This window comes from Flavilitoribacter nigricans DSM 23189 = NBRC 102662 (assembly GCF_002646595.1).
Taxonomy (GTDB): Bacteria; Bacteroidota; Bacteroidia; order Chitinophagales; family Saprospiraceae; genus Flavilitoribacter; species Flavilitoribacter nigricans.
In genome coordinates this window covers 92,064-115,193 of sequence record NZ_PDUD01000010.1, presented here as the reverse complement: position 1 = coordinate 115,193, position 23,130 = coordinate 92,064, and the positions used below count along the sequence as shown (strand labels likewise).

Here is a 23,130-nt window from a genome sequence, read left to right as displayed (position 1 = left end):
ATCTATAGTGTAAGGTCGGCTTTTTAAATAAAAATGGTGCCGTTGGCGGTTGCAAAACCGGCCCGAAGGCCGGGTATTGGATGATCCTTTACTTCCAATTGGATGCCGATCGATTGCAAATAGGTGTTGATCTTTTCCGCCCGGGGGTGCAGCAACTGGAATGACGTCAGTTCGCAGCCCGATTCCGGCATGCTGTCGGTTGGATGGGTTCCGTTGCCCCAATCGATCAGGAAAGGTAATACGCCACCTTCCTGTACCCGGAAAGGGTCGGTCAGGTGCCAGTTCAGTGTAGTGCCGTCGGTAGTTTTCCGACTGCCGGCCACGGCTTGCCCGATGGTCCACCCCGCTTTTTGGGCCAGTTGCCGGGCCCGGTCGAGGCCGGTAGCTTTGGCGGCCCACCAGATCAGGCCGGGGGCTTTCAGGTCCGCCAGTCCCATCCACCATCTTTCCGGAGGTAATGCAGATGCCGGATCCGGAGCGATAATCTCGAAATAGGTGCCGGTACCGATCCGGAACAGGGCATTGTGGGTGCCGAAATCGGGATGTTGCCCGCCGGAAGCCGGAACGATCCCCAGTTTTTGTTGGATAAGATCAATGCCGGTTTGCAGATCGGGTGCGCCGTAGATCAGGTGATCGATCCTGGACAGGTCATACTGATGAGCCATAGTGCCGATGTTTAGATGAGACCTCAAAGCTACGGAAAGCCGGGCGAATGAACCGGAGTTCCCTAATTCCCGGAATTCACCTTGATCACCTTTTTATAAAAGATCCCTTCCGGAGTCTTTAACATCACCACCAGCAGGCCGCTGGCGAGCGAAGTGCCGTCTACCGTGATCTCATTGTGGCCTTTTTCCAGGTATAGCTCTTGACGATAGGCCGCCCGGAAAAAACGGTTGGTGACCAGTAAGGTCGCCTCGGCGGCTTCGGTGGCCTGGAAAGCAACCGTGATGTCTCCCGCAGTCGGATTAGGGAAACAGGCAAATTTCTTCACCGTATCGTCCGGTTTGGTGCCGGTTGGTGGCGTTTCGGGCCCGTCGGTATCATCCGTCGGTGCCCCTACACTGCTTCCGTCGAGATCACCGAGTTTGATCGTCCGGAAACCTTGCTGATTCTGTGGGAGGTCACCGGCCCGGTACAACCAGTCTGCTTCGGTATACGGGGCAAAATGCTGGTAGGCTACTCCGTCGATTATCATACTGAAGGGATCCTGGTGAAAATTATCCGCGTATTGTTCCGGGATGTAGGCCGGAAGGAATTGCCAGGGAGCAGGATGTGCCTCCAGTCGGTTGATCTCAGCCCGGGTCAGTGCTTCCATCAGTTGCAGGTCCGATTGGGTCAGTTGGCCGTCCGCGTCCAGGTCGGCGGCCAGTTGTTGGTACCCGTTGAGCAATTGCGTGCCCGAAAGGTGTCTTTGTAAACGGTCGAGATCCGCCTGATCAATGCCCTGCCGCCAGTCCTCCGGGTGGTAGCTATGGGCGATGATCTCCTCCACGGAGGCCTGGACCCAGGGCGACAACTGATAATCGGGATCCAATGCGGTGCCGGCTTTCATCAAGCGGACCGTAGCGGAAGGTTCGTAAAGGATAGCCTGGAAGGCCCCGGCGGAATTAGTAGTCGCATTAGCGTACGAACTGTTCCCGGGGTGACTGACCTGAATAATAATGTCGTCCATCGGAATGCGGGAATCGGCAAAAAACACGGTATCGCTGAAGTTGAGACGGCGGTCGGCCCGGTATTGTTGTTTGCGTACCTGTTCGTGGTAGAATGCCATACGTTCGTACTGACCCGGAGTAAATTCCGTGCGGCAGTTGGTATAGGACATCAGATTGCGGATGCTGACTTCGGTATTAACCAGCGTATCTCCGTTGTAGTCTATATAATTGCCGCGGTAATCGCAATCGACCACGATGCAGCCATTACAGCGGGACGGATCATAGGGATAACGGTCGCATTGACTCGCCTGCACATCGGGATAATAGTCGGGAAAGGTATTGGTGCTCACGCAAAAAGCCGGTGTATCTTCTACGAAGTCTCCGGCCGTTTGGCCGTTGGGTACGGAAAAGACCTTTACTTCATCGGTCTTACGGATCACCAGTTCCCGCCTTCTGGAATTGCCGTCCTGTCCGTAGGGGTGATCGGAAGCGGTAGCCTGCAGGCCGGGAGTGGGATCGGCCGGATTATTGTATACCTGGGCTCCCTCAAAGGTGTGAAGCAGTCCGTAACTATGTCCCACCTCGTGGGCGAAAGAAGTAGATGTAAAATGATGACTGTTGAGAGAGATCATATTGCTACGGTCGTTCGAAGAAAGAGTGGGAGAATAATCCGCAGTCGGACCCAGGGTAGTCGGGAACTGGGCAAAGGAACCGCTTCCGCTCCGGGAATAGAGATTCAGGGCCGAACTGAGGTAAGAGAAACGGGCCAGATGATGGTGCCGGCTGAAATCAGTAAATATCGTATTGTCGATGTAGTTGATCTCTCCCAGCCGCACAAATACGATACGGATCGGCTGGAAGTACTGATTGAGGTGCTCCAGGGCCTGATCGGCAAGGGTTGCATCGATTGCCTGATCTGCAAAACTGCCGTCATCATTTCGAAAAACGGTGAAAAAAACCGGTACCGTATCAGTGGAAGCTGCCTCCCCTCTCCCCCGAACTTTATTCCCCTCGTAGTGGATAATTGGTGCCTCGCGGCGCATTTGTTCATAGGTTCGGTTTGGGAGTATGGTTTGACAAGCTTCCTGACTGATCTGTGCTTTTAGAGGAAATGAAATGCTCACTACCAGTAATAGCACGACAGCCATTCCTGGTGGAATGGAGTAAATTTGTTTCATGTGTTATATGCTGCTTTACCGCAAAGGCTTAGAAAATCGAATATGGACGTGTTGTTCGAGTTCTAAGTAAGATGGTAAGGCAGATACAAATAGACTGTAGTATGGTAGAAATAGAAAGATTCGTAAGTAAGCGAAGCTGATTCAGATATTCAAATATAGGCCCATGTGGGATGAGAAAGTTGTTTAAACGGGCATGTTTGTGACATAGTAAAAATAAAACTAATTCAAATGAAAACGGCTAACAGCTTGTATGTCAATAATGAATAACTTTTTTTGATACGATAAATGATCTGAATTGCATGATATAAGCAATAGGGAAAAATATGTTTTATTTATCTATGAATAAAAATCGGACCCGAATCTGCCGAATTTGCCGAATGAAGAAACTTTTTTAACTTCCATGCCTTTATAAGAGGTAATCATTGATATGGCTCAAGTAGACAAAAACAAATTGGATTGGTATGTACTCGGTAGAGTACTGCGTCTGGCCTGGCCGTACCGGGCTGTATTTATTGTTACCGGTATTCTTGCGGTTGTACTGGCTCCTCTGGCTACCATGCGGCCCTATCTGATCCAGGTCATGGTAGATGATTACATTTTCAACAATGACATTCCCGGACTGACGAAGATCGTTATGTTGATCTTTGGTCTGCTGATCATAGAATCCATCTGTCGGTATGTGTTTACTTATTCTTCCGGCTGGCTCGGCCAGTCGGTGATCCGCGACCTCCGGGTACGGGTCTTCAAACACATCAACAGTCTGCGTCTGAGCTATTTCGATAAGACGCCCATCGGAACCTCGACTACCCGGACGATCAACGATATCGAAACGATCAACAACGTTTTTTCCCAGGGTATGATCACTATCATTGCCGATATCCTGACCATTCTGGTGGTATTGGGGATCATGTTCATTACCAGTTGGCGACTGACCCTGATCTGTCTGACCACCATGCCTTTGCTGATCGTTGCCAGCTATATTTTTAAGGAAAAGGTGAAAAAATCCTTCCAGCGGGTACGGGCGGAGATCGCGCGGATGAATGCCTTCCTGCAGGAACGGATCACCGGTATGCGTATTCTTCAGATCTTCAACGTGGAGCGGGAGGAAATGGACAAATTCAAAAAGATCAACCGGGAATACACGCAGGCCAATCTGGACTCTATCCTGTATTACGCCATTTTCTATCCGGTAGTCGAGATCATCTCGGCCGCTTCGCTGGGGCTGATGGTCTGGTGGGGGGCCAAGAATTCGCTGGTAGAGAACGGAGTAACCCTGGGTGCGCTGGTCGCTTTTCCCATTTACCTCAACATGTTGTTCCGGCCCATCCGAATGCTGGCGGACCGCTTCAATACCCTGCAGATGGGCTTGGTGGCTTCGGAGCGGGTATTTAATGTGATCGACCGGACGGATAAGATCGAAGACAACGGTACGATCCAGGCGGACCGGCTAAAAGCCGATGTGAAATTTGAGGACGTCTGGTTTGCCTATACCGCCAGAGATTACGTGCTGAAAGATATCAACTTCTCCATCGCTCCCGGAGAGACCCTGGCCATTGTGGGCAGCACCGGATCGGGAAAAACGACCATCATCAATATCCTCAACCGGTTCTATGAGATCCAGAAGGGGCGCATCCTGATCGATGGGGTAGATATTCGCGATTACGATCTAGTTAGTCTGCGTCGGCGGGTGGCGCTGGTGCTGCAGGATGTTTTTCTTTTCTCCGGAACGGTACTGGAAAATATTACACTGCTCGATAAAGATATCAGTCGCGAACAGGTGGTGGAAGCTGCAAAAATGATCGGAGCCCATCAGTTTATTGATAAGCTGCCGGGAGGATATGACTACAAAGTAATGGAACGCGGTGCGACCCTGTCCATGGGGCAGCGGCAATTGATCTCCTTCGTAAGAGCACTGGTCTTCAATCCGGACATTCTCATTCTGGACGAAGCTACTTCATCCATCGACCCGGAATCCGAGGCGGTGATCCAGTTTGCGATTGAGACCTTGATCGCCAAGCGGACCTCGATCATTATCGCTCACCGTCTGTCTACGATTCGCCACGCCAACAATATTTTGGTGCTGGATAAGGGGGAAGTTAAGGAATTCGGCCCCCACGAAGAGTTGCTTAAGATCGATAACGGCCGGTATAAAGAATTGTACGAAATGCAGTTCCTGGAACCGGCGGAATGAACCATGTGTTGAGGTGTTAATGTGTGAAGGTTACTTCAACATCCACACATTAACACATCAGCACATCAACACTTGAAATCACTGCTTGATCAGCCGCGTGCCCTGAGTCTGACCGTTGGTGTCGACCAGTTGCAGTTCGTAAATACCCCGCGGCAGTTCTGCGATCGGCAGTTCTCGCTGATTGTTTCCTTCCAGCGTATTCCACTCCCGGTTCAGTATCAGACGACCGCTTTGATCAAAGAGGCGCAGCAGCGTGCTACCCGTCTTTTTGCCGAACCAGCGGATCTGGATCTGTTCACCCGCAGGATTCGGGAATACCTGCATGGGGCCGGCCCCGATCTGCCGGAAGTTGACCACCTGAATATCGCAGGCGAAAGCCGCAGTACCGTCGAAATCGATCTGTTTGATCCGGTAATAAGCTTCGGTGAGTCCTTCCGTACGGAGGTCGGTGAAAGTATATTTCTGCGCTTCGGAAGTTGTGCCGGCTCCGTCGACCCAGCCGATAGCCTCAAACCGGCGACCGTCCGTGCTGCGCTGTACTTCAAAACCACTGTTATTGATTTCCTGAGCGGTGATCCAGTAGAGCTCCACGCTGTTGTCCGATTTGACGGCAGCGGCGAAGTCGATGCATTCTACGGGGAGGAATTCCACACAGGACAGGTCGGTGAACGTCCAACCCGTAGCGTCCGTTACGGAAGAAGTACCTTGAATCAGCCCGAAGGTTGCGCCACCAGGGCTATTGGTAGTGGCATTGACGTCGGTGATCCGGAGATAATCCGTACAGGTTGCACCGGATGCTTTGAAAAAGCTGGCCGGGCTGCTGGTAACTGTCGACTCCACAAATGCGGGCGCATTTTCCGTTTCGGAAGTTCTCAGTATCATGGCATTATTGCCCAGGGTCTGGGTAGAACCGGATTCAAAATAGAAAAACGCCAAACCGCCCTGCACGTGAAACTGCAGCGCTTCGGTGATCTGATGACTACCGTAGACGAAGTTAGTACTAGCACCCTGGAGGAGCAGCGTTCCGAAAATCAAGTTATTGCCATTGACTGCCGGACTGGCGTCAATATCATCGGGAAGGTTGTCCAGTATGACCTGATTAAAGGTCACGCCTTCAATATCACTCTCCAGAATATTGGTAGTGATGGAAGACGTTCCGGCGTTAAAATTGAGCGGATCGATGAGGTTGATATCAAACTTATCGGTTGCCGTCAGGCTGGGGGTCAGGATATCCAACGCAGCATCCGCTCCATCGATCAGAAATTCTTCAATGTAAATGTTGGCTCCGATAGTCAGACTGCCATTCAGGAGGCTGATCGTTTTTACGAGCGCGGGATCTGTCTCTACATCATCGGGCGGGCTTATCGCTCCGGAAATAGTCCAGCCGCCACCGGGGCCGTTAAACTCGAGGTTCGGGATAGACTGACCGCCGGGAATAATGAAATTGTTGGTCGCCGTAGCATTGAAATGAAAAGTAGCAGCATCTCCATCCAGGAGGTCCAGAGACATGAAATCCGGACTGGCGAGGGTCATACCACCGTAGATATACAGTTGGTTACCCGCCGGGAGCCGCATGATCGGACCTCCCGTCACGCTTTCGGGGTCCATGGCGTTACCTTTCCACAACATCCGCAGGCAGTACTGCTCGGGGCCATCCAGCGTAACCACATCATTCGTACCGTCAAAGGAGTTGACATCGAAGGTCACATTATCATTCGGCGTGGGTACACAGTTGATCGGGTCGCCGCCCGATACATCGGACCAGTTCATTCCTTCATTCCAGTTGCCTGTACCGCCGATCCAGAAGAATTCCGTCACATCGCCACCGACCGATATCGATGAGAAGGACCATCCATCATTGTTATTGCCCAGATCCTGCGAACTGCTGGCAATAAAGCTGGGGAGTGCACCGGCGAGTTGATTAGCCGCATTATCACGGACCAGCAGGTTAGATACGGTAATCGCCGTGAGGTTCGGATTGATAAAATTGGCCTGTACTCCGCTTACGGTACTCCGCAAGAATATTTGTCCACCACAGTCGATACCCAGTGAAATAAGATCATTAATAGTCTGGGTACTACCGGCTTCAAATTCTACGATCATCCCCGGCTGGTCGAGCTGCAGTTCATTGGTATAGGTATGGTCACCATACACGCTCGACTTTTCGGAAGAGCTCAGCTTGACGTCAAAAAAGGTAATGTCGTCTCCCCGGAGTATACCTTCAGTTCCCAGCAGGATCATTTCGTGAAATGACATACCGCTTGGTGTAATATCAAAAAGCTCGGTATAAATATTGGACATACCGGCATCGAAAGTGCCATAGTCCAGTACTTCAAATGTAGTAGAAAAGATCTCGGAAGTGTTAAAGCTGACATCAATAGAGGCACCATCCAGACTTACCGTCGTAGCGTTCAGATTGTGATCGGCTCCGGTGCTGAAAGTACCGTTGTTGAATACAATATCTCCGGAAACTTTCAATTCGGTATTGAGTGTCCAACCACCCGTTCCTTCGAAAGTTACATTGCCGAGGTCGAAACCAATACCTCCGCCATTGGCCGCATCGATGGTATTGCCCATGGCAGTGGATATAAAGTGGAATTCGGTAGTTGTCGGGGAAGCCAGCGAAACCAGCATGCTTGGTGCAAGCGTGAGCGAGCCACCTACCAGAACGTCTCCCGTGGGAATGGACCAGGTAGGCACATCATTGTCGGGATCCGTCCAGGTCATATTATTGAAATAGATCGCCGGTAGGTCTACCGTCACCGTCTCATTCTGACCGGGGAAGGAGTTTGCATCGAATATAACGTTCGTGGAAATGTTTGGGATACAGTTGAATGCATTACCGCCCGAGCTGGTTGACCAGTTGCTGCCGTCGGACCAGTTGCCGGAACCTCCGATCCAGTAAAGATCAATGGTGGCAGGAGAGGTAATGTCCCAGCCGTCGGTATTGCCCAGATCAAAGGAGATAGCTGCGATAAACTGCGTCGCCGTGGCGTGGATATCCTGGATATAGAACCGTTCCACTTCTATAGGGTCTCCGTTGGGTTTGCTGAAATTAGCTTCGCTACCCGTTTCGGTCGACTTGATTGTGAAGTAGTCCAGACAGTCCGAATCCGCCAGCAGGTCGGAATTAGTAGCGAAAGTCTGCGTTGATCCGGCCTCGAACAGATAGATAGCTCCGGGGCTACCAAGAGTCACTGGTGCTTCGTAAGTAATATTTCCCAGAATGGTATTGGTTTCCGTAGCCGAAAAGTCAACCGGAGCCAGGAAGGTCAGGCTCAGGCCGGTTGCGTCCAGTAAACCGTCGGTACCGGTCAGACTCAGAAAGCCGTATTCCAGGTCATCCGGATCGCTCACCATGAACAGCGGCGTGCTGATGGAAGAAAGTCGTCCTGAATTCTGCGCGACGATCGAAGCGGCTTCGACCACTTCGAATTTTGTGGAAGCAATGATATCCATCCGGCTTAGATCTACGGAGGCGTCGGCACCGTCTACGATGAATTCTCCAACCGTAATATCTCTCCTTACACCCGTAGCTCCACTCCCGAGTGTACCGGCAGTTACTCTCAGAGTTCCTTCTACATCGAGATCGCCGGTAATTCCCCATTCTCCGCCGACCGCATCGAACTCAATGTTGGGTAGTTGATTCCCGCCGCCAAAAACGCCGGGTACTGAGGAAAGGCCGCTACCCAGCATTTTAATAAACGCGGAAGTGGTAGAACTATAAGAAACTTCAACATTGGAATTTAATGAGAAGGTGCCGTATACATTCAGGGTACTGTTAATGGGAAATACAAGATAAGTTGGGTTCCGACTTCCCGAGATCGTCCACTCAAAATTCTGGCAGTAGGCATTGCCGATCGGAAGCACAACAGTTTCTCCGGATCCGCTGGGAAAAGAACTGTTATCAAAAACTACATTATCGTCCTGGGTGGGTACGGTCATGTAGGCATTGCCTGCTCCTCCGGAACTTGAGGCCCAGTGGGAGAGATCCGTCCAGGTGCCGGAACCTCCGACCCAGTAGTAATCCGCACCATTAGCCTCCGGCACCAGACCAACGATACTGCATAAAAGTAGTAGTAGTGTTATACTATTTTTCATAGGTGTGACAAATTATGAGATTATGATTCGATACCATCATCCTGAAAGCCAACGGACTGACAGGTGATCTAAAATTATTTTCAAAGATGGTTATGGGGAAAAGGTGTAAGGGTTTAGTTCATAGAAATATGATCCGGCCCGTACAGACCGGTCCTGCCCCATTCATAGTGTGGGTATCAATTTGGGGGGAGTGTAAGGTTTGTGCGGTGGTAGGTTTCTCAGAGAAGTATCTAGTGCTCATTGAGCCCCTAAAGGTACCTCATTTTAGCGTATTTCAAAAAAAATAGACTGAGGCTTTCCGAACGTATGTATACAATTAACAATAACAAGTACCGGAATCAAACAAAAAACAAAAAAATGTTGTCACTTTTTTGATTGTATAATTTTTATTTATTCTTTTTTTGATGTTTTTTTCGGTCGGTTTTTTTAGTATAGATGTGATTTAAGTCATTGTAAATTAGATTTTTATGGGCTATATTCTGATTTATTAAAACAAAATAGTTGTTTTTGTAATAAAAAATTTTTGTTTTGAATTTGAAAAATAAAAACAAATGATGTAAATTTGTTATCGAACCAAGAGATAATAAGGATATGGAATTACAAATTCTGGTCAGCAAAAAAGGTACTAAAGTTGTTACGGCAACCAACCTGCATCAGGTCCTGGGACTTCCAAATCAGCATTTCCTCACCAATGTGAAAAAATGGCTGAATGACTGGTATGAATTCAGAGACGGTATCCGGAAACCTATCCGCCTGCGGGACTACGGTCCCCGTCGCGTGAAGGATAATCCTATCCTCGATGACTATTATCTGTCAGTGGAGTTCGCGAAAATGATCGCTCTGCGCACCAAGAGTAAGGCCAAACTGAAAGTGGCCAAACAGATGCTTGCGCTGGACGGCAACCTGAACGAAGAGGAACAACTCACCACGGATCAGTTAATGCACCTGCTGGAACTGACCAAGGCCATGAGCATTGTGTCCTGCCAGGAAGCCAGCGAACGCGAACATCTGCGTACGTACAAAGAAAGAAACGAAGGTCAGGCGGTCAACTGGTGGACTTACCGCTCCAAAATACTCGGTTATTCTGCCGCCGAACTCCGGGATAAATTGCGCCGGAGAGGGCAGAGCCCGAAAGGTAAAAATCAGCGGGAACTGATCGCCTCCGTTGATCAGTTGGAACTGATCCGGGCCGGTATCATCGACCTCTTCATGGCACTCGGCAAAACTGCCACCTACGCACGCCGTATGGGGGATCTCTCTAAAACGCTGGCCCTGGAATTGCATATTGAGATCTTCGATGATCGTAATGGTCAGTCACTTTTTGCTCCGCCGATCAATCCCCGGGGGATCCGGGAACTGGAAGCCATCCTGGCGGACGCTGCCTGATAAGCTCAAAACGAAAAGGGTGCACATTTGCGGCACCCTTCCTGTTTTTGCTCCCTGGAGTTTTTGCTATCTATCAGGATCGTATCTACTCCGGTAGCCCTACTTTTCGGTTTTAACATTCAGGTGATTGAGCAACAAACAGAGGAAAAAGGTATAGAACGCTATGCCGCCGGTAATTTCCAGATTGTGTTCCAGCATGATCAATACGGTGAATACAATAAAGGAAGCGAGGACCATTGGATGGCGATAATTTTTTTGATACCATACCGGAAATACAAATGCTGGGATGAACAGCGATAACCCCAAAATACCGGTAGTTGCCAGTACGTACAGTAATTGATTGTGTGGCATCAATGGATTGGGTAGATCGGGATATTCGCTCGCAAATTTCCGGTTTACCTCCCGTTGGATATGTCCCACACCAATGCCGAACACCGGATGTTCCCGAAAGATTTGATAGCCTACCTCCAAAGAAGTGATCCTGCCGGAATCGGCGTACAAAGCTCCCATCTCCTGCCGGTGCATCCACCGGTCGTAACTCATGTATTCAATCTTTGCCCGGAAGCTGGGCACCAGATAATAGGCCGCTACCGGCATCAGAAAAAGAATCGCCAGTCCGATCGCACCGATCGCATATCGCCGGGTCTGGTAGATATAGCGCAGACCCATAACCAAAATAACACTGTATAAGACTACCAGTCCGGAACGAACGGAAAGGAAATGCAGAAATAGGAAGAGGAAAACGGTCAATCCGGCCAGCAACTTCCTCTCCCATGGATACTTCACGTAATATTTCCGGGTATACAGATAGGCACCACAGATCACCGCGTAGGCCAGCAGAATACTGAAGCGAATATGATTGCCGGGCGTCGGCATGGGTTGCCCCTGTTTGATCAGCTCGTTGATGGTCTCGGCCTGCAGCCAGTAGTTGATCCCGGTACCCAGACTCATCAGGCTCATCCAGAGGATCAGTAGATAGTAAAGGCCATGGACTTCCTTCGCTTTAAATCGCGGAAACATGAGGAACATCAGGGGGATCACCAGCAATGGGATCTTGATGCGGAGCCGGGCGGCCCAGTAGGAGAGATCGCCTCCCATCACGCCACTAAACAGAACGATTAAAAAAAGTACACCGATCGCAGCTAGTGCCGGCTGTTTCCAGGGTTGGATCAACCGCAAGATAGCGGGGACATCCCAGGCCGGACGCCAGCTACCCTCCGGTTCGAAGCGGATAAGGGCCGCAACGGCCAGCCCCATCATACTGATGGAAAGCAGGGCCGGGGAAAAACTCATACTCACCAGGTAGAGTCCACAGAATGCCAATATGAATTTTTTCTTCGTCAATCTTTTTTCCAGTTACCCGGCACAAAAGTAGGGAATGCGGACTGAATGCTTTCCTTTAAAATAGTTATCGCGCGGACCATTTCCGTTTCCGACATGCAGGCGAATCCCATCCGAATGGCGTTTTCTTCGGGCGCGTAAAATTTTCCGTTGGATAAATAGACCTGCTGTCGGAGCATCACTTCCGATAAGGCCGGTAAGTCTATATCCGGGTGGAACTTCGCCCAAATGGCTAATCCTCCCGCCGGCTTGTCGAACTTTAGATAATCACCCAATTCCGTCTGCAGGCGATCGCAACCCGCATCCCGGCGCTGCCGGTATTGCCGGAGCGCCTTCTTGAGATAGCGGCGGATGATCCCTTCTTCCAACAGTTCGGCGATAGCCGCTTCCATCGTTACATCTCCCTGCCGGTCGATCAAACGCCGGATCTTGGGTAATTCCCGGATCAAGTCCGGTGGCCCCACCAGATAACCCATCCGGATCGCGGGAGAAATGTTCTTGGAGAAGGATCCGATATACAGCACCCGCTTCTGGTGATCGCCGCTGGCGAGAGGCAGAACGGGGCTGTTGCCGTAGTGAAAATCATAATCGTAATCATCTTCAAGAATGGCAAAATCGTAAACATCGGCCAATTGCAATAACTCCATCCGGCGTTGAGGCGACAGCATTACCGTGGTAGGGTAGTGGTGATGCGGAGTCACGTAGACCAGTTGGATGGATTGGCGTTTGCAGATCTTTTCCAGTTCGGTTACGACCAAACCTTCCTCATCTACCGGAACGGTTAAGATCCGGCCCCCGGCGTAGCGGAAGTTCAATCCGGCTGTCCGGTATCCGGGATCGGTCATGACCACCGTCGATTGCTTATCGCTCAGTACCACCCGGGCGGCCAGGAAGATCGCCATCTGACTTCCGCGGGTAATGATCAGATGATCGGGCGTTATGTTCAAGCCGCGGGTATTGTTCAATTCCCGGGCGAGTACTTCCCGCAGATGCGGATGACCGAGGGCATCGCCGTAACTCAGTCGACGGTGATCCCAAAGATTGCGCAGGTTGCGCGAGTAAGCTCGGGCAAGCTCTTCGATCGGCGCGAGCCGAATGTCGGGCAAACCGTCGTCAAAGGCCATCGGATAGGAAAAAGCCAGGGGCTGGGTCAGATAATCGGGAATCTCCCAGGAAAAGTCACCTGCGGCCCGGCGGGGAAACTCCTCACCGGACCAGGACCGGCTCTGCAAAATGGGCAGACTGTCCGCTACAAAAGTTCCCCGCGAAGCGCGGCTGATGATCCAGCCCTGTGCCAGTAGTTCATCGTAGGCGAGGAGGGCGGTTTTCCGGTTGATGTCCAGCAGCTGAGCCATTTGCCGCGAGCCGGGCAGGCGTTCCCCGGCCTGCAAATGACCGGACCGGATAACATTAATAACCCCTTCGGCAATTTGTAAAAAGACCGATTTGGGAGATTGACGATCGAGGGAGATCAGGCTTTTCCAGGGCAGCATAACCGGACCATCTAAAAGTTAAAAAATGGAGGATTGAAATACTCCGGTTAAAATATAGCTTTGTTGGGTAAAACAACACATTTAAGATGGAAGCTTTTGAAAAGACCAGCCGAAACCAGGTAAAACGCATTCCAAAAAGGGGGCATTACGATCGCCCCGCGATTTATGCGATCCTGGATGATGCCTGCGTGGGGCATGTCGGTTTTGCCCTGGACGGTCAACCCTTTGTGATCCCGACTATCTACGGCAGGGATGGGGATACGCTTTATCTGCACGGTGCCACGACCAGCCGGATGCTGGTGGCGCTCCAGAAGGGCCTGCCCGTTTGTGTCACGGTTACTCACATCGACGGATTGGTGCTGGCGCGTTCGGCCTTTCACCATTCCATGAACTATCGATCGGCCGTGATCTTCGGTACCGCCAGATTGGTGGAAGGGGCGGAAAAGAACAAAGCCCTCGAAGTGATCTCGGAACAGATCCTGCCGGGACGCTGGGAAGAAGTTCGCGGTCCCAATGCCAAAGAGCTCAAAGCCACTTCGGTGGTGGCTCTGGAGATCGAGCAGGCCAGTGCAAAGATCAGGACCGGCCCTCCGGGAGACGATAAGGAAGATTACGAACTGCCGATCTGGGCGGGAGTGCTGCCCATCAACCAAAGCTACGGAGCGCCGCAGGAAGACCCGTTGAGCCGCAAAGAACTCGACCTGCCGGCCAGTGTTTTACAGGTTTCGGAGCGCTAAAGATAAAATTAGGGGGCGTTTTTCGGACTGCATACATTCAATGCTCAGATCCATTGCGGAAGTCATCTATTCCGTTAAATTTCGTGGACTTTCATTGCGATCTGTTGCAGATTTTGTGTAGAATTAACTTTCAATCACCATAAACACTTAAGACCATGCCAGTAATCACCCGGCCGACTGAGTCTGAATACGCTCCCTATTTTCAACGCTACACTTCAAAGGTCAGCGAAACGGATGCATTTGCCGTTTTGGAGCAGGCCTTTACGGATCATCTCGAGTTTCTTGCCGGTATTCCCGCTGATCGTTGGGATTTTCGCTACGCTCCCGGCAAATGGAGCCTGAAGGAGTCCATTATCCACATGATCGATACGGAACGCATTTTTGCCTACCGGGCGCTGCGCATCGCACGAAATGATCAGACTCCGCTGCCGGGTTTTGAGCAGGACGATTATGTGCCTTTCTACCACGCAGAGAAACGCAGCCCGGCCTCCATTATAGCCGAATATAAGGCGGTAAGGATGGCTACACTGGAACTGTTCCGCTATCTGGACGAGGAGGATTTGCTGCGTACCGGTACGATGAGCGGCATGCCCATATCAGTGCGGGCTCTGGCCTACCTGATCGGCGGCCACGAACGGCACCACATTATTCTGACGAAGGAAAAGTACCTGTAAAGGGAGCTTAAAACCAATCCCAAAAGACCGGTGCGAGTCCGGCCGCCCGGGCGAAAGTGCGGAATACCAACAGGCCGATGATGAGCACCACCAGCCACATCAGGGCATTGTTCCCTTTGGCACCTTCCTGAACGGAGCGGAGGTATTCGATCTCGTCTTCATCCGCATCGTGGTAGGATTCGGCCGGAGCTTCGGCCAGTTGTTGATCTATTTCGCGGAGGATCTCATTGGCGGCCTGCCAGTCTTCCGAGCGGATGTGCAGACCGATGCCCGGTTGTTCGAGCGGCAGCATGGTTACCGAATTGGTATTGGAAACAAAACAGCGGATACCGGCATCCCGCAGGTGGGCAGCGTAGAGGCTGGCCTCGGAAGCAAAAGAAAAGTAGCGAACTGCAACAACCTGAATACCTTCTTCAAACTCGCCAAAATAGTCAAGCGGGTTTCCCATGGGTAGTACGTTTTTAGAACATTTAAGCGCGTCCGCCGGAGCCAGCGGATGCTGATTACACCACCCGCCGGCTCTCCCGGTTATCTTCCGACCGCTATTCGGCCGCACCGCCTTCGGCGGCCAACTCCGCCTGATTGATCTTATCGACCTCTTTATCGATGTAGTACAGACTCTGTGGCCCTTCTCCGATCAACTTGATCCGGTCCAGGATGTTGCGCATGAGGGTTTCCTCTTCGCGCTGCTCATCCACGTACCACTGCAAAAAATTGTAGGTCGTCGGATCTTTTTCCTGCTGACTCAGGTCTACCAGGTTGTGGATCGCTGCGGTCACTTTCTGTTCGTGCTCGTAAACTTTCTCAAACATGGACTTGATGTCCCCGAACTCGTGCGGCGGTTCGCTGACCGCCGGTACCAGTGCGTGACCATCCATCTCATTTATATAACGAAAAATGCGGAGCATATGCTCCCGCTCTTCATCCGATTGTCTTTCCATAAATTTGGTACAACCCTCCATTGCTTTTTGGTCGCACCAGGAAGCCATGGATAAGTAAAGAAAGGAGGCATAGCTCTCCAGTTCCATCTGCTTATTCAAGGCTGCTTCCATATTTTTTGATAACATAGGACTCTATTTTTGGCAAATTTAAACAATAAAATTAAACACCTTCCGAGAGCCGAAGTTCAAAGAAACGGATGCCGGGGATAGGATTTTGGTTGTACCGGCCAATTTCGGTGAAACCGAAACTACGATAGAGTTCCTGGGCCCGGAGCATACTCGGGTGGGTGTCCAGCCGCATCACCCGGTAGCCCATCTCCCGGGCCCCTCGGATCAGTTCCTGGATCAACTGTGCTCCAATGCCTAATGCCCGGTATTCCGGCAATACGAAAAGGCGTTTCATTTCGCAGATCCCTGCCTCCAGTTCCTGAAAGGCAACGCATCCGACCGGTCTTTCGTCCCGGTAAGCTAATAGGATGATCGGATAGTAAGCCGGCAGATCATCCAACTCCTTAAACAGATTGGCCAGAGCCGCGTCAAAGTTGCGGGAAGCCGCATAAGTCTCAATTAGTGCTCGTACCTGCCGGTATTGATCCGGCGTACTGACCTGGATAATCGGTGTAGCTGACATGTGTATTGGATAAGACCACCCGGCAAGTGATGGCGCTGGTCGATAAAATCAGCCGTAAAATAGAAATTTGTAAAGAGTTGAACGGAAAAAATGACAACTTAAACATCGGTTCCGCAACGGCGGAACGAGTGAGATAGGCAGAAAGGATATAGTGAAGCGTATGTCGGCCGATCAATCACTCTAATTACAACCATACATGAACACATCACAACCATTTGCTACTAAGGCAAAGGTGGGGTGAAATGAACTTTTACAGCGTCTGACCATAGTGCCGAAACGGCAGCAGTTGCGTGCAAAAGATACATTTCACCCCCATTACCGAGTCGTGACGACTCCGTGCAATTATTGATCAATCTTTTGTTTAAAATCTTTAAAAAACGAGAATGGTACCCAGAGAGATCCTAGAATCAATGTCGACAGCAAGCCTGGATCAAAAGCAAAGGTTATCCAATTTTGCCTTGAATACCGTTTGGTTCGGCGCCGCCTTCGCGATCGTCGCTACCGTCATCCAGGGCGCCGTCAGCGGCGTATTCCCGGGCATGACCCTGAATCTGGCCCTGATCGCTTTACTGGCTTCCGCTCCGGTTCATTTCGAAAGAAAAGTGATCCTCGAAATACTCGCGGAAAGACGTTAATGGGTCGCGGTCTTTATTCGATCACGACCTGTTTTCTGGCTATCTTATCCCCGATCTCCAAAAGAATTGGGAAAGTACCCTTCATCTCCGGTCCGGATTCCCATTTGAATTGATGTGGTCCGGCATTAAGTTTTTGATCCACCAGTGTTTTAACCAGCTTACCATCCAACGTATAAACGCTTAGTTTCACGCGGGCTTCCTGCTCTGTCTGGAAAGAGATGTTCACCGCTCCCTGAGCCGGATTCGGGAATACCTTTAAGTTCACCGTTTCCGGTTGGACCAGGTCCTCCGCCGAAGGAGTTGCGTTGGTATTGGGCGTAACCGTAGGGCTCACCGTATTGGCCGTCTTTTGCACCAGGATGATCTGCAAATCCTTTCCTTCACAGATATTTTCCAGCATTTTAGGTTTCATACCTACATAACTGATCACGAGCGTAGCGCAGTCGGAATCCAGTCGCAGCCGGAAGTCCCCCTGCATATCGCTAATGGTCCCCACGGTAGTTCCTTTGATGATGATACTGGCACCGATCATGGGCGCCTGATCTTCATTCAGGATGCGGCCGCTAATGATGGTGCCGGTGGGAGGAGCTGCATTGCGTTCATTTTTTCTGATGACTCCGGATCCGGACGTTTCCGAAGCGCCCAGTTTCACCAGTACTTTTTCTTCTCCGGCACATACATTTTCCAGTTCGGTTGTTTCTTTGCCAACGTAAGCAAAAACGAGCGTAACACAATCATCGGGAATCTCTAACTGAAATTCGCCGGTAAAATCGGTAATGGTGCCGGTCCTGGTGCCTTTAATCAGGATGTTAACGCCGATCAGTGGCTTGTCATTTTCGTCGGTTACGGTCCCTTTTACCGTCGTATTGGATACCTCCGTTTTGGCTCTGATGCGGATGGTCCCCTGCGGACTGGCGGGAGTTTCGGGTTTCGCGTTTTCATTGCCTTCTTCGGAAGCGTCAGCTTGTTTGGTACTGATCTCAATCACGCCGTATTGCCCGGCCTCACCGTATTTTTCGACCGCCTTATCGCCTTTCAGTACGCTGATCGATTTGATCTGATCGGGTTTTAAGTCATTAAGCGAGTTGGAGCTGCCCTTCTTTACCCCGTCGATGACGTATAGTGGCAGGGTATCCCGAACGGTTTCCGAACGAGTAGGCTCCGGGTTGATGGCGACGGCCGGCGTTGTGGCCGGAAGGGGACTGTTTTCGCGGACCGTTTCCGGGACTATCGGCTCGATGGGCTCCGGTGTAGCTTCCTGGTCTTCGACTACTGCCAGGATGGGTAGAGATTCAATTTGGACCGGTGCGGTTTCTTCCACCCAAAAAGCCTGAGCGGAGAAACTGACGGCCAGCAGGAGCAGGGCGATCAGCACACTTTTATAGCGGGAAGGTTCCCGCTCGTAGCGGCCGAATAAGCGGAATACCCGCTTGCTGAGTATACTGTTTTTTCCATTGGCGGACATAGCTAATCTGTTTTTATGATTGAAATGAGTTGATTGAATTCGAGTGAGCGCTTCTACGTACGGAAATGGGTCCTGCCTGACGGCTAAAACAGCATTATCACAACAATACTCCCGTTCTTCCCGGATCCGACCGGAAAGCCACCAGATCGCCGGGTGGAAAAAAAAGATGATCTCCACCAGACTCTGCAGCAGATTGATGGTGAAATCGTATCGGCGGATGTGGGCGAGTTCGTGCAACAGAAGTACTTCGATCTGGGCCGGCGTTAATCCGGTGAAGAAAAATACCGGCACCATGATGACCGGGCGGAATAGCTGGAAGGTAATGGGTTCGTGGACCGCGTCGGAAATGAAAAGCCGCACGGGGCTTTTCACACCCATCTGCAACTGTAATGCTTCGAGCCGAATCAACCACTGATCACTTGGCAGTGATGATCGACGGTGTTCCAGGTATTTTAAATAGAGCAGTCCGAATAACAGATACGCGGAAAAAAGCAGGAGTCCGCTCAACCAGAAAAAGGTAATGACCGGTATGTGGGCATCCAGTTTTTGTCCCAGGATATCGAATTGATCCCAGAGCGAGGGCGTCGGTTCACCGGCGGGTAAGGCGTTCGGTATGGCCGCCGGAGTATCCGGTCTGGCATTTACCATTATGTTGGCTGCGGATCGTTCCGGTTTCCATTCCTGGAAAAAAGTGATCCCGGTGCAGACCAGCCCTACCAGCATCCCGATCAGAAGCAGGCTATACCTGAATTCTGCTTTTTTTCGGGGAATGAACCGAAGGATCAGGTAGATGATCAGAGCGATCAGAGAAAGCTGCCACAGACTATGGAAGATCGTCCAGCCGATAGCACTTTTCAGAGGCGCGTCGAAAAACCAGGTAGCATTACTCATGTTGTTGGTCTTTTTGTTCTTCTATCCACTGTTCCAGTTTCTTTAATTCTTCCGGACTGGTATTACCCTGCCCGAGCGCGTGCATGACCAATTTCATGGCCGAGCCTTCGTATACATTGGAAAGAAAGCGTTGGAAAAGATTTTGCTGGATCTCCGATTGTTTGGGAATGGCGCTGTAATAATGGGTCTTACCCTTCAGTTTGCGTTTCACGACTCCCTTGTCGGCCAGTCGCTGCATTTGTTTCAGTACCGTCGTATATCCGATCTCGGTTTCCCGCTTCAGATTGATCTGTTCGTGTACAAAGCGCACGGTGGCGGGGGCATGGGCCCAAAGTATCTGCAGGATCTCCAGTTCGGAATTACTGGGCTCGTAGATCTCCTGTTCTTCCATAAAGCACAATTTTGTAAAGGGAGGTAGGACTGCCGATGAGCCAAATATTTTGGCGGATTGCTGATCTTCAGCTTCCCTTTTTCATTTATCGTATGCACAAATATATACGACACTAGACGTAGATGCAAATAAATCTACGTCTGATGTCGTATTTTAACATTTGATCATGGTGGTGATGGGCGGGCTTGCCCGGGAAAGTAGGCCCAAGACTGGTGGCGATCTCCAAAACAAATACGCCCCGCCACTCCGGGAGCAGCAGGGCGCAAACCAACTTTATAAAGGCGTTAAGAGGACAATTGAACGCTTTATTTTCCAACCAGGATTCTTTGGGCCGGTAATAACTGCCCATTTACAATAAGGTTGATATAGTAGGTGCCGGCGCTGAGGTCCGGTAACTGGATCGACTGCCGGTTGTCCCCTTGCAGCAATTGAATATTTTCGGTGCGTAACTGTTGTCCCGTACCGGTAAAAAGTACCAGTTGGGCCTCCGTGGATCTCGCCGCCCGGATATTTACATTGATCTCACTGTTGGGGCGGGATAGGGTCGGATAAACCCGAAGTCCCCAATTTTCCCGGGGCAAAAAGTCGCGGATACCTGTTACTTCACCCCGCTGAATGGTGACAAGAGAACCGGCGCCAACTTTCGTCAGGCTACCGTCGGTAGCGATTACACGGTGGTACAGGTTGATGGAAGCACCCACTTCGATCCCGGCCAGCGCCAGCAGATCATCCACGATCCCGAAGGTGGTGGAAAAAGACAGATCGGTACCGACATTCTCGCTGACCAGGATGCCGGTGAAATCAGGAATGGCGGACAGTTGCCAGGTATAGATCACGCGGTTGCTGTCTACTGCGGGCATCCAGTTGGCCGTGAAAGCCATGGCGGAATCTCCTTCCAGCACCAGCGTTTCACCGTTGGCAGGGAAAGTGATCTCGGGTGCACTGGGATAAAAATTGACTTCCGGCAGGATCTGGGAACGGATCTCTCCGTCCATATTTAGGGCTGTATGGATGTTGATATAGTACATTTCTCCGAACAGCGCTTCCACCTGTTCATCCGTCAATTCAAACGTATTGTCCTGTGGGGTAAAAAGACCACCCAGCAGATTGAGGGTTTGGGAAGCCGTTAGCGGAAATGCCACATCTCCGGTTTCTCCGGCGGCCCCCAGGTGGATGTGTGCTCCGCCGCCAAGTTCGGTAGCCAGCGTAGAGGCAAGACTGCGGAAGCTACCCGAAGCGACCAGTTGATTGCCGGTCAATTCCAGTTTTACTTCTCCCCGGCCTTCGGAAATGATGGGGGTTGGCACATTACTCCCAAGCAGAGAAGTAGTAAAGTAGGCCGTAGCCAGCGGCAGTAGTTGCCCACGGATGGCTCCGGCAGGCCGGTCTACCGTATGAATATTGACGTAATCCTTACGGGCGGACAGGTCAGATCTTTGGTTGAAATTGAGGGTGAATGTATTATCGGACGCGAAATAAGTACCGGAGCGATTGTCATCACCCAGCGTTGGCTGAAGGGCGAAGATCACATCGCTGTTCTGGCCGGCCATGCCCGTATGAATATGAGAACCGACCGCAGTTGCATAATCACTCGAAAGGCCGGAAAACGAACCTGTGAGAAACGCCCGGTCCTCCGAAACCTCTACCGCCACCGTACCGAAGGCACTGGTCTCAAAAGGCGGCGTATGGCTGGCTCCGCTCAATGGTGCAATATAAAAAGTAGTGGCTTCGTGCAGCAGCTGGGCGCGGACCTCTCCGCCGGGGGCATCCATCGTATGGACATTGACGTACATGCCGCGTTCCAGGAGTTGCTGCCGTTGATCTTCTTCCAGGTCAAAGGTATTGGAATCCGCCATTAATTGGGCACCCAGCGCGTCTTCATCCAGGAGCATGGTCAGTGGGAATTCGATCGGGCCGTTGCTACCAATCATGGCCGAATGCAGGTGAATACCTCCGGCGATTTCCGTATTGACAGCGCTGCGCAAATCGGAAAATGATCCGGAAAGCGTTAGTTGATCACCCAGCCATTCACCTACGATCAGCCCTGTCCCCGTAGATGCATGGGCCGGTGCGCTACTGTTGCCGGATACGAAACCGTGAAAATAAGCATTGCTTTCCGGCAGGTTTTGGCCTCTGAGCTCGCCGCCGGCGTGATTTACCGTATGAACGTTGAGGTAGGTAGACCGGTTGAGCAGCGCCTCGAGAGTAGCTGCATCAGCGGTATACCCATTATCGGGTGCGGTCAGGGTACCACCTTTAAGGTCTCCGTTGGGAACTACCGACAATGGAATGAGGACCGAGCCGGATTGACCGGCCAATCCCTGATGAATGTGCATGCCGCCTGCAATGCTGACATCCAGGCTAGAACTGAGTCGGTTGAAGGAGCCCGAAACGACGAGAGTACTATCCGGAAAGATCTCCGTGAGTACTATGCCGTCTCCGATGGTATTCAGCACCGGTACCTGACTACTGCCGGTGAGCCGGGACCGCAAGACTACGGATGCCTGCCCGACTACCTGCCCGCGGATCTCACCGGACGGGTGGGCCGTAGTATGGATATTGGCGTAAAGATTGCGGGAAGAAAAAGGTGTAAGTTCGGATCCGTCCACCGTTAGAGTGTTATCTTCCAGGGTGAACACCCCGCCTTTACCGTCTGGGTCTACAGTAGCTACCAGTGGGAAATAGATGGTACCGTTGGTGCCGGCGTTTGCGAGGTGCAGGTGAGCGCCTCCATTAACAGTCGCGTCGAAATCACCTTCCAGATCCGCAAAAGAACCCGATATGGCAATGGTCGTGCCTTTGATCTCGATGGACAGGGCACCGTGACCCCGCGTTATCACGGAAGGGATCTCATTGCTACCGAATAAATTGGAAGTGTAATAACTGTTAGCATCGCCGCGCAGGAACTGACCGCGAAGTTCCCCTCCCGGATGACTCAGGGAATGAACATTGACGTAAAGTCTCCTTTCGTCGATGGCAGCTTGTAGTTCGCTGGTCAGCGGAAAAGTATTATTGGCGGCTTCGAAAGTGCCACCCTTCAGATCGGCGTCCGCAGTGACCGTGAGGTTCTGTAGGATACCGCCATTCTGCCCCGCATAACCTGCGTGCAAATGAGCTCCACCGGCAATATCGGTGGCCAGTTCATCGGATAGGTTCGAAAAAGAACCACTAACGATCAGTTGATTGTTGCTGATCTGCAGCGTAACTTCTCCACTGGCCATTGTCACTACCGGAGTAGTTTGATTACGGCCCGCGAGATTGGCTACAAAAGTAGTTTGAGCCTGAAGAGAAAAGCTAATCAGGGCTATACCTAAAAAGATAAGTTTGGAAAAATTTGCCATAGGGTAATTCATGGTTTTATGTAGAGATAATGGTTATCACACGGCTCCCGGAGCCACGCAATGGAAAATCGTTTTTTGTGTT

The 23,130-nt window shown here is 51.2% G+C and carries 16 protein-coding genes; 5 read left to right on the top strand and 11 right to left on the bottom strand.

Annotated features, from left to right (window positions below):
* Window positions 1-23: 23 nt before the first annotated feature.
* Together CRP01_RS06710 and CRP01_RS06705 are read right to left on the bottom strand one after the other, a co-directional pair.
* A complete protein-coding gene (locus CRP01_RS06710) occupies window positions 24-665 on the bottom strand; it encodes a VOC family protein (protein ID WP_099149250.1) in 642 nt (213 codons plus the stop codon).
* 62 nt (window positions 666-727) lie between these two features.
* Window positions 728-2,830 (bottom strand): hypothetical protein, encoded by a 2,103-nt coding sequence (locus tag CRP01_RS06705; protein WP_143473294.1) that lies wholly within the window; start codon window positions 2,828-2,830, stop codon window positions 728-730.
* A 427-nt stretch (window positions 2,831-3,257) separates the two neighbouring features.
* On the opposite strand from CRP01_RS06705, the gene CRP01_RS06700 reads away from it, so the two are divergent.
* Window positions 3,258-5,021, top strand: a complete 1,764-nt coding sequence (locus CRP01_RS06700; protein WP_099149248.1) for an ABC transporter ATP-binding protein — start codon at window positions 3,258-3,260, stop codon at window positions 5,019-5,021.
* 78 nt (window positions 5,022-5,099) lie between these two features.
* Here CRP01_RS06700 and CRP01_RS06695 read toward each other — a convergent pair whose 3' ends face one another.
* Window positions 5,100-9,122 carry a T9SS type A sorting domain-containing protein gene (locus CRP01_RS06695; RefSeq protein ID WP_099149247.1) on the bottom strand — a complete coding sequence of 1,341 codons (4,023 nt, stop codon included), beginning with the start codon at window positions 9,120-9,122 and terminating at the stop codon, window positions 5,100-5,102.
* 591 nt (window positions 9,123-9,713) lie between these two features.
* On the opposite strand from CRP01_RS06695, the gene CRP01_RS06685 reads away from it, so the two are divergent.
* Window positions 9,714-10,508, top strand: a complete 795-nt coding sequence (locus CRP01_RS06685) for a hypothetical protein (protein ID WP_099149245.1) — start codon at window positions 9,714-9,716, stop codon at window positions 10,506-10,508.
* A gap of 99 nt (window positions 10,509-10,607) precedes the next feature.
* On the opposite strand, the gene CRP01_RS06680 is transcribed toward CRP01_RS06685, so the two are convergent.
* The gene (locus CRP01_RS06680; protein ID WP_099149244.1) at window positions 10,608-11,852 is read right to left on the bottom strand and encodes an O-antigen ligase family protein; all 1,245 of its coding nucleotides are present in this window, start codon (window positions 11,850-11,852) and stop codon (window positions 10,608-10,610) included.
* Window positions 11,849-13,342, bottom strand: a complete 1,494-nt coding sequence (locus CRP01_RS06675) for an aminotransferase-like domain-containing protein (protein ID WP_099149243.1) — start codon at window positions 13,340-13,342, stop codon at window positions 11,849-11,851. Before CRP01_RS06675 ends, CRP01_RS06680 begins: the two co-directional genes overlap by 4 nt.
* Window positions 13,343-13,428: 86 nt before the next feature.
* Here CRP01_RS06675 and CRP01_RS06670 point away from each other — a divergent pair, with 86 nt between their 5' ends.
* Both CRP01_RS06670 and CRP01_RS06665 read left to right on the top strand, forming a co-directional pair.
* Window positions 13,429-14,079 (top strand): pyridoxamine 5'-phosphate oxidase family protein, encoded by a 651-nt coding sequence (locus CRP01_RS06670; protein WP_099149242.1) that lies wholly within the window; start codon window positions 13,429-13,431, stop codon window positions 14,077-14,079.
* A 155-nt stretch (window positions 14,080-14,234) separates the two neighbouring features.
* A complete protein-coding gene (locus tag CRP01_RS06665; protein ID WP_099149241.1) occupies window positions 14,235-14,753 on the top strand; it encodes a DinB family protein in 519 nt (172 codons plus the stop codon).
* Between the two features lie 7 nt (window positions 14,754-14,760).
* Here the strand turns inward: CRP01_RS06665 and CRP01_RS06660 are convergent, their stop codons facing one another.
* The 3 genes from CRP01_RS06660 to CRP01_RS06650 all read right to left on the bottom strand — a co-directional run bounded on the left by CRP01_RS06660 (window position 14,761) and on the right by CRP01_RS06650 (window position 16,325).
* A complete protein-coding gene (locus CRP01_RS06660) occupies window positions 14,761-15,201 on the bottom strand; it encodes a putative signal transducing protein (RefSeq protein WP_099149240.1) in 441 nt (146 codons plus the stop codon).
* A gap of 94 nt (window positions 15,202-15,295) precedes the next feature.
* The gene (locus CRP01_RS06655; RefSeq protein WP_099149239.1) at window positions 15,296-15,820 is read right to left on the bottom strand and encodes a ferritin; all 525 of its coding nucleotides are present in this window, start codon (window positions 15,818-15,820) and stop codon (window positions 15,296-15,298) included.
* 34 nt (window positions 15,821-15,854) lie between these two features.
* Window positions 15,855-16,325, bottom strand: a complete 471-nt coding sequence (locus CRP01_RS06650; RefSeq protein WP_099149238.1) for a GNAT family N-acetyltransferase — start codon at window positions 16,323-16,325, stop codon at window positions 15,855-15,857.
* 410 nt (window positions 16,326-16,735) lie between these two features.
* On the opposite strand from CRP01_RS06650, the gene CRP01_RS06645 reads away from it, so the two are divergent.
* Window positions 16,736-16,960 (top strand): hypothetical protein, encoded by a 225-nt coding sequence (locus tag CRP01_RS06645; protein ID WP_099149237.1) that lies wholly within the window; start codon window positions 16,736-16,738, stop codon window positions 16,958-16,960.
* Between the two features lie 13 nt (window positions 16,961-16,973).
* On the opposite strand, the gene CRP01_RS06640 is transcribed toward CRP01_RS06645, so the two are convergent.
* The 3 genes from CRP01_RS06640 to CRP01_RS06625 form a co-directional block, all read right to left on the bottom strand.
* Window positions 16,974-19,316 (bottom strand): M56 family metallopeptidase, encoded by a 2,343-nt coding sequence (locus tag CRP01_RS06640; protein WP_099149236.1) that lies wholly within the window; start codon window positions 19,314-19,316, stop codon window positions 16,974-16,976.
* Window positions 19,309-19,707: a BlaI/MecI/CopY family transcriptional regulator gene (locus tag CRP01_RS06635; protein ID WP_099149235.1), complete on the bottom strand. Its 399-nt coding sequence runs from the start codon at window positions 19,705-19,707 to the stop codon at window positions 19,309-19,311. The genes CRP01_RS06640 and CRP01_RS06635 overlap by 8 nt, the downstream gene beginning before the upstream one ends.
* Window positions 19,708-20,012: 305 nt before the next feature.
* Window positions 20,013-23,048: a CHRD domain-containing protein gene (locus CRP01_RS06625; RefSeq protein WP_170110258.1), complete on the bottom strand. Its 3,036-nt coding sequence runs from the start codon at window positions 23,046-23,048 to the stop codon at window positions 20,013-20,015.
* Window positions 23,049-23,130: the final 82 nt, after the last annotated feature.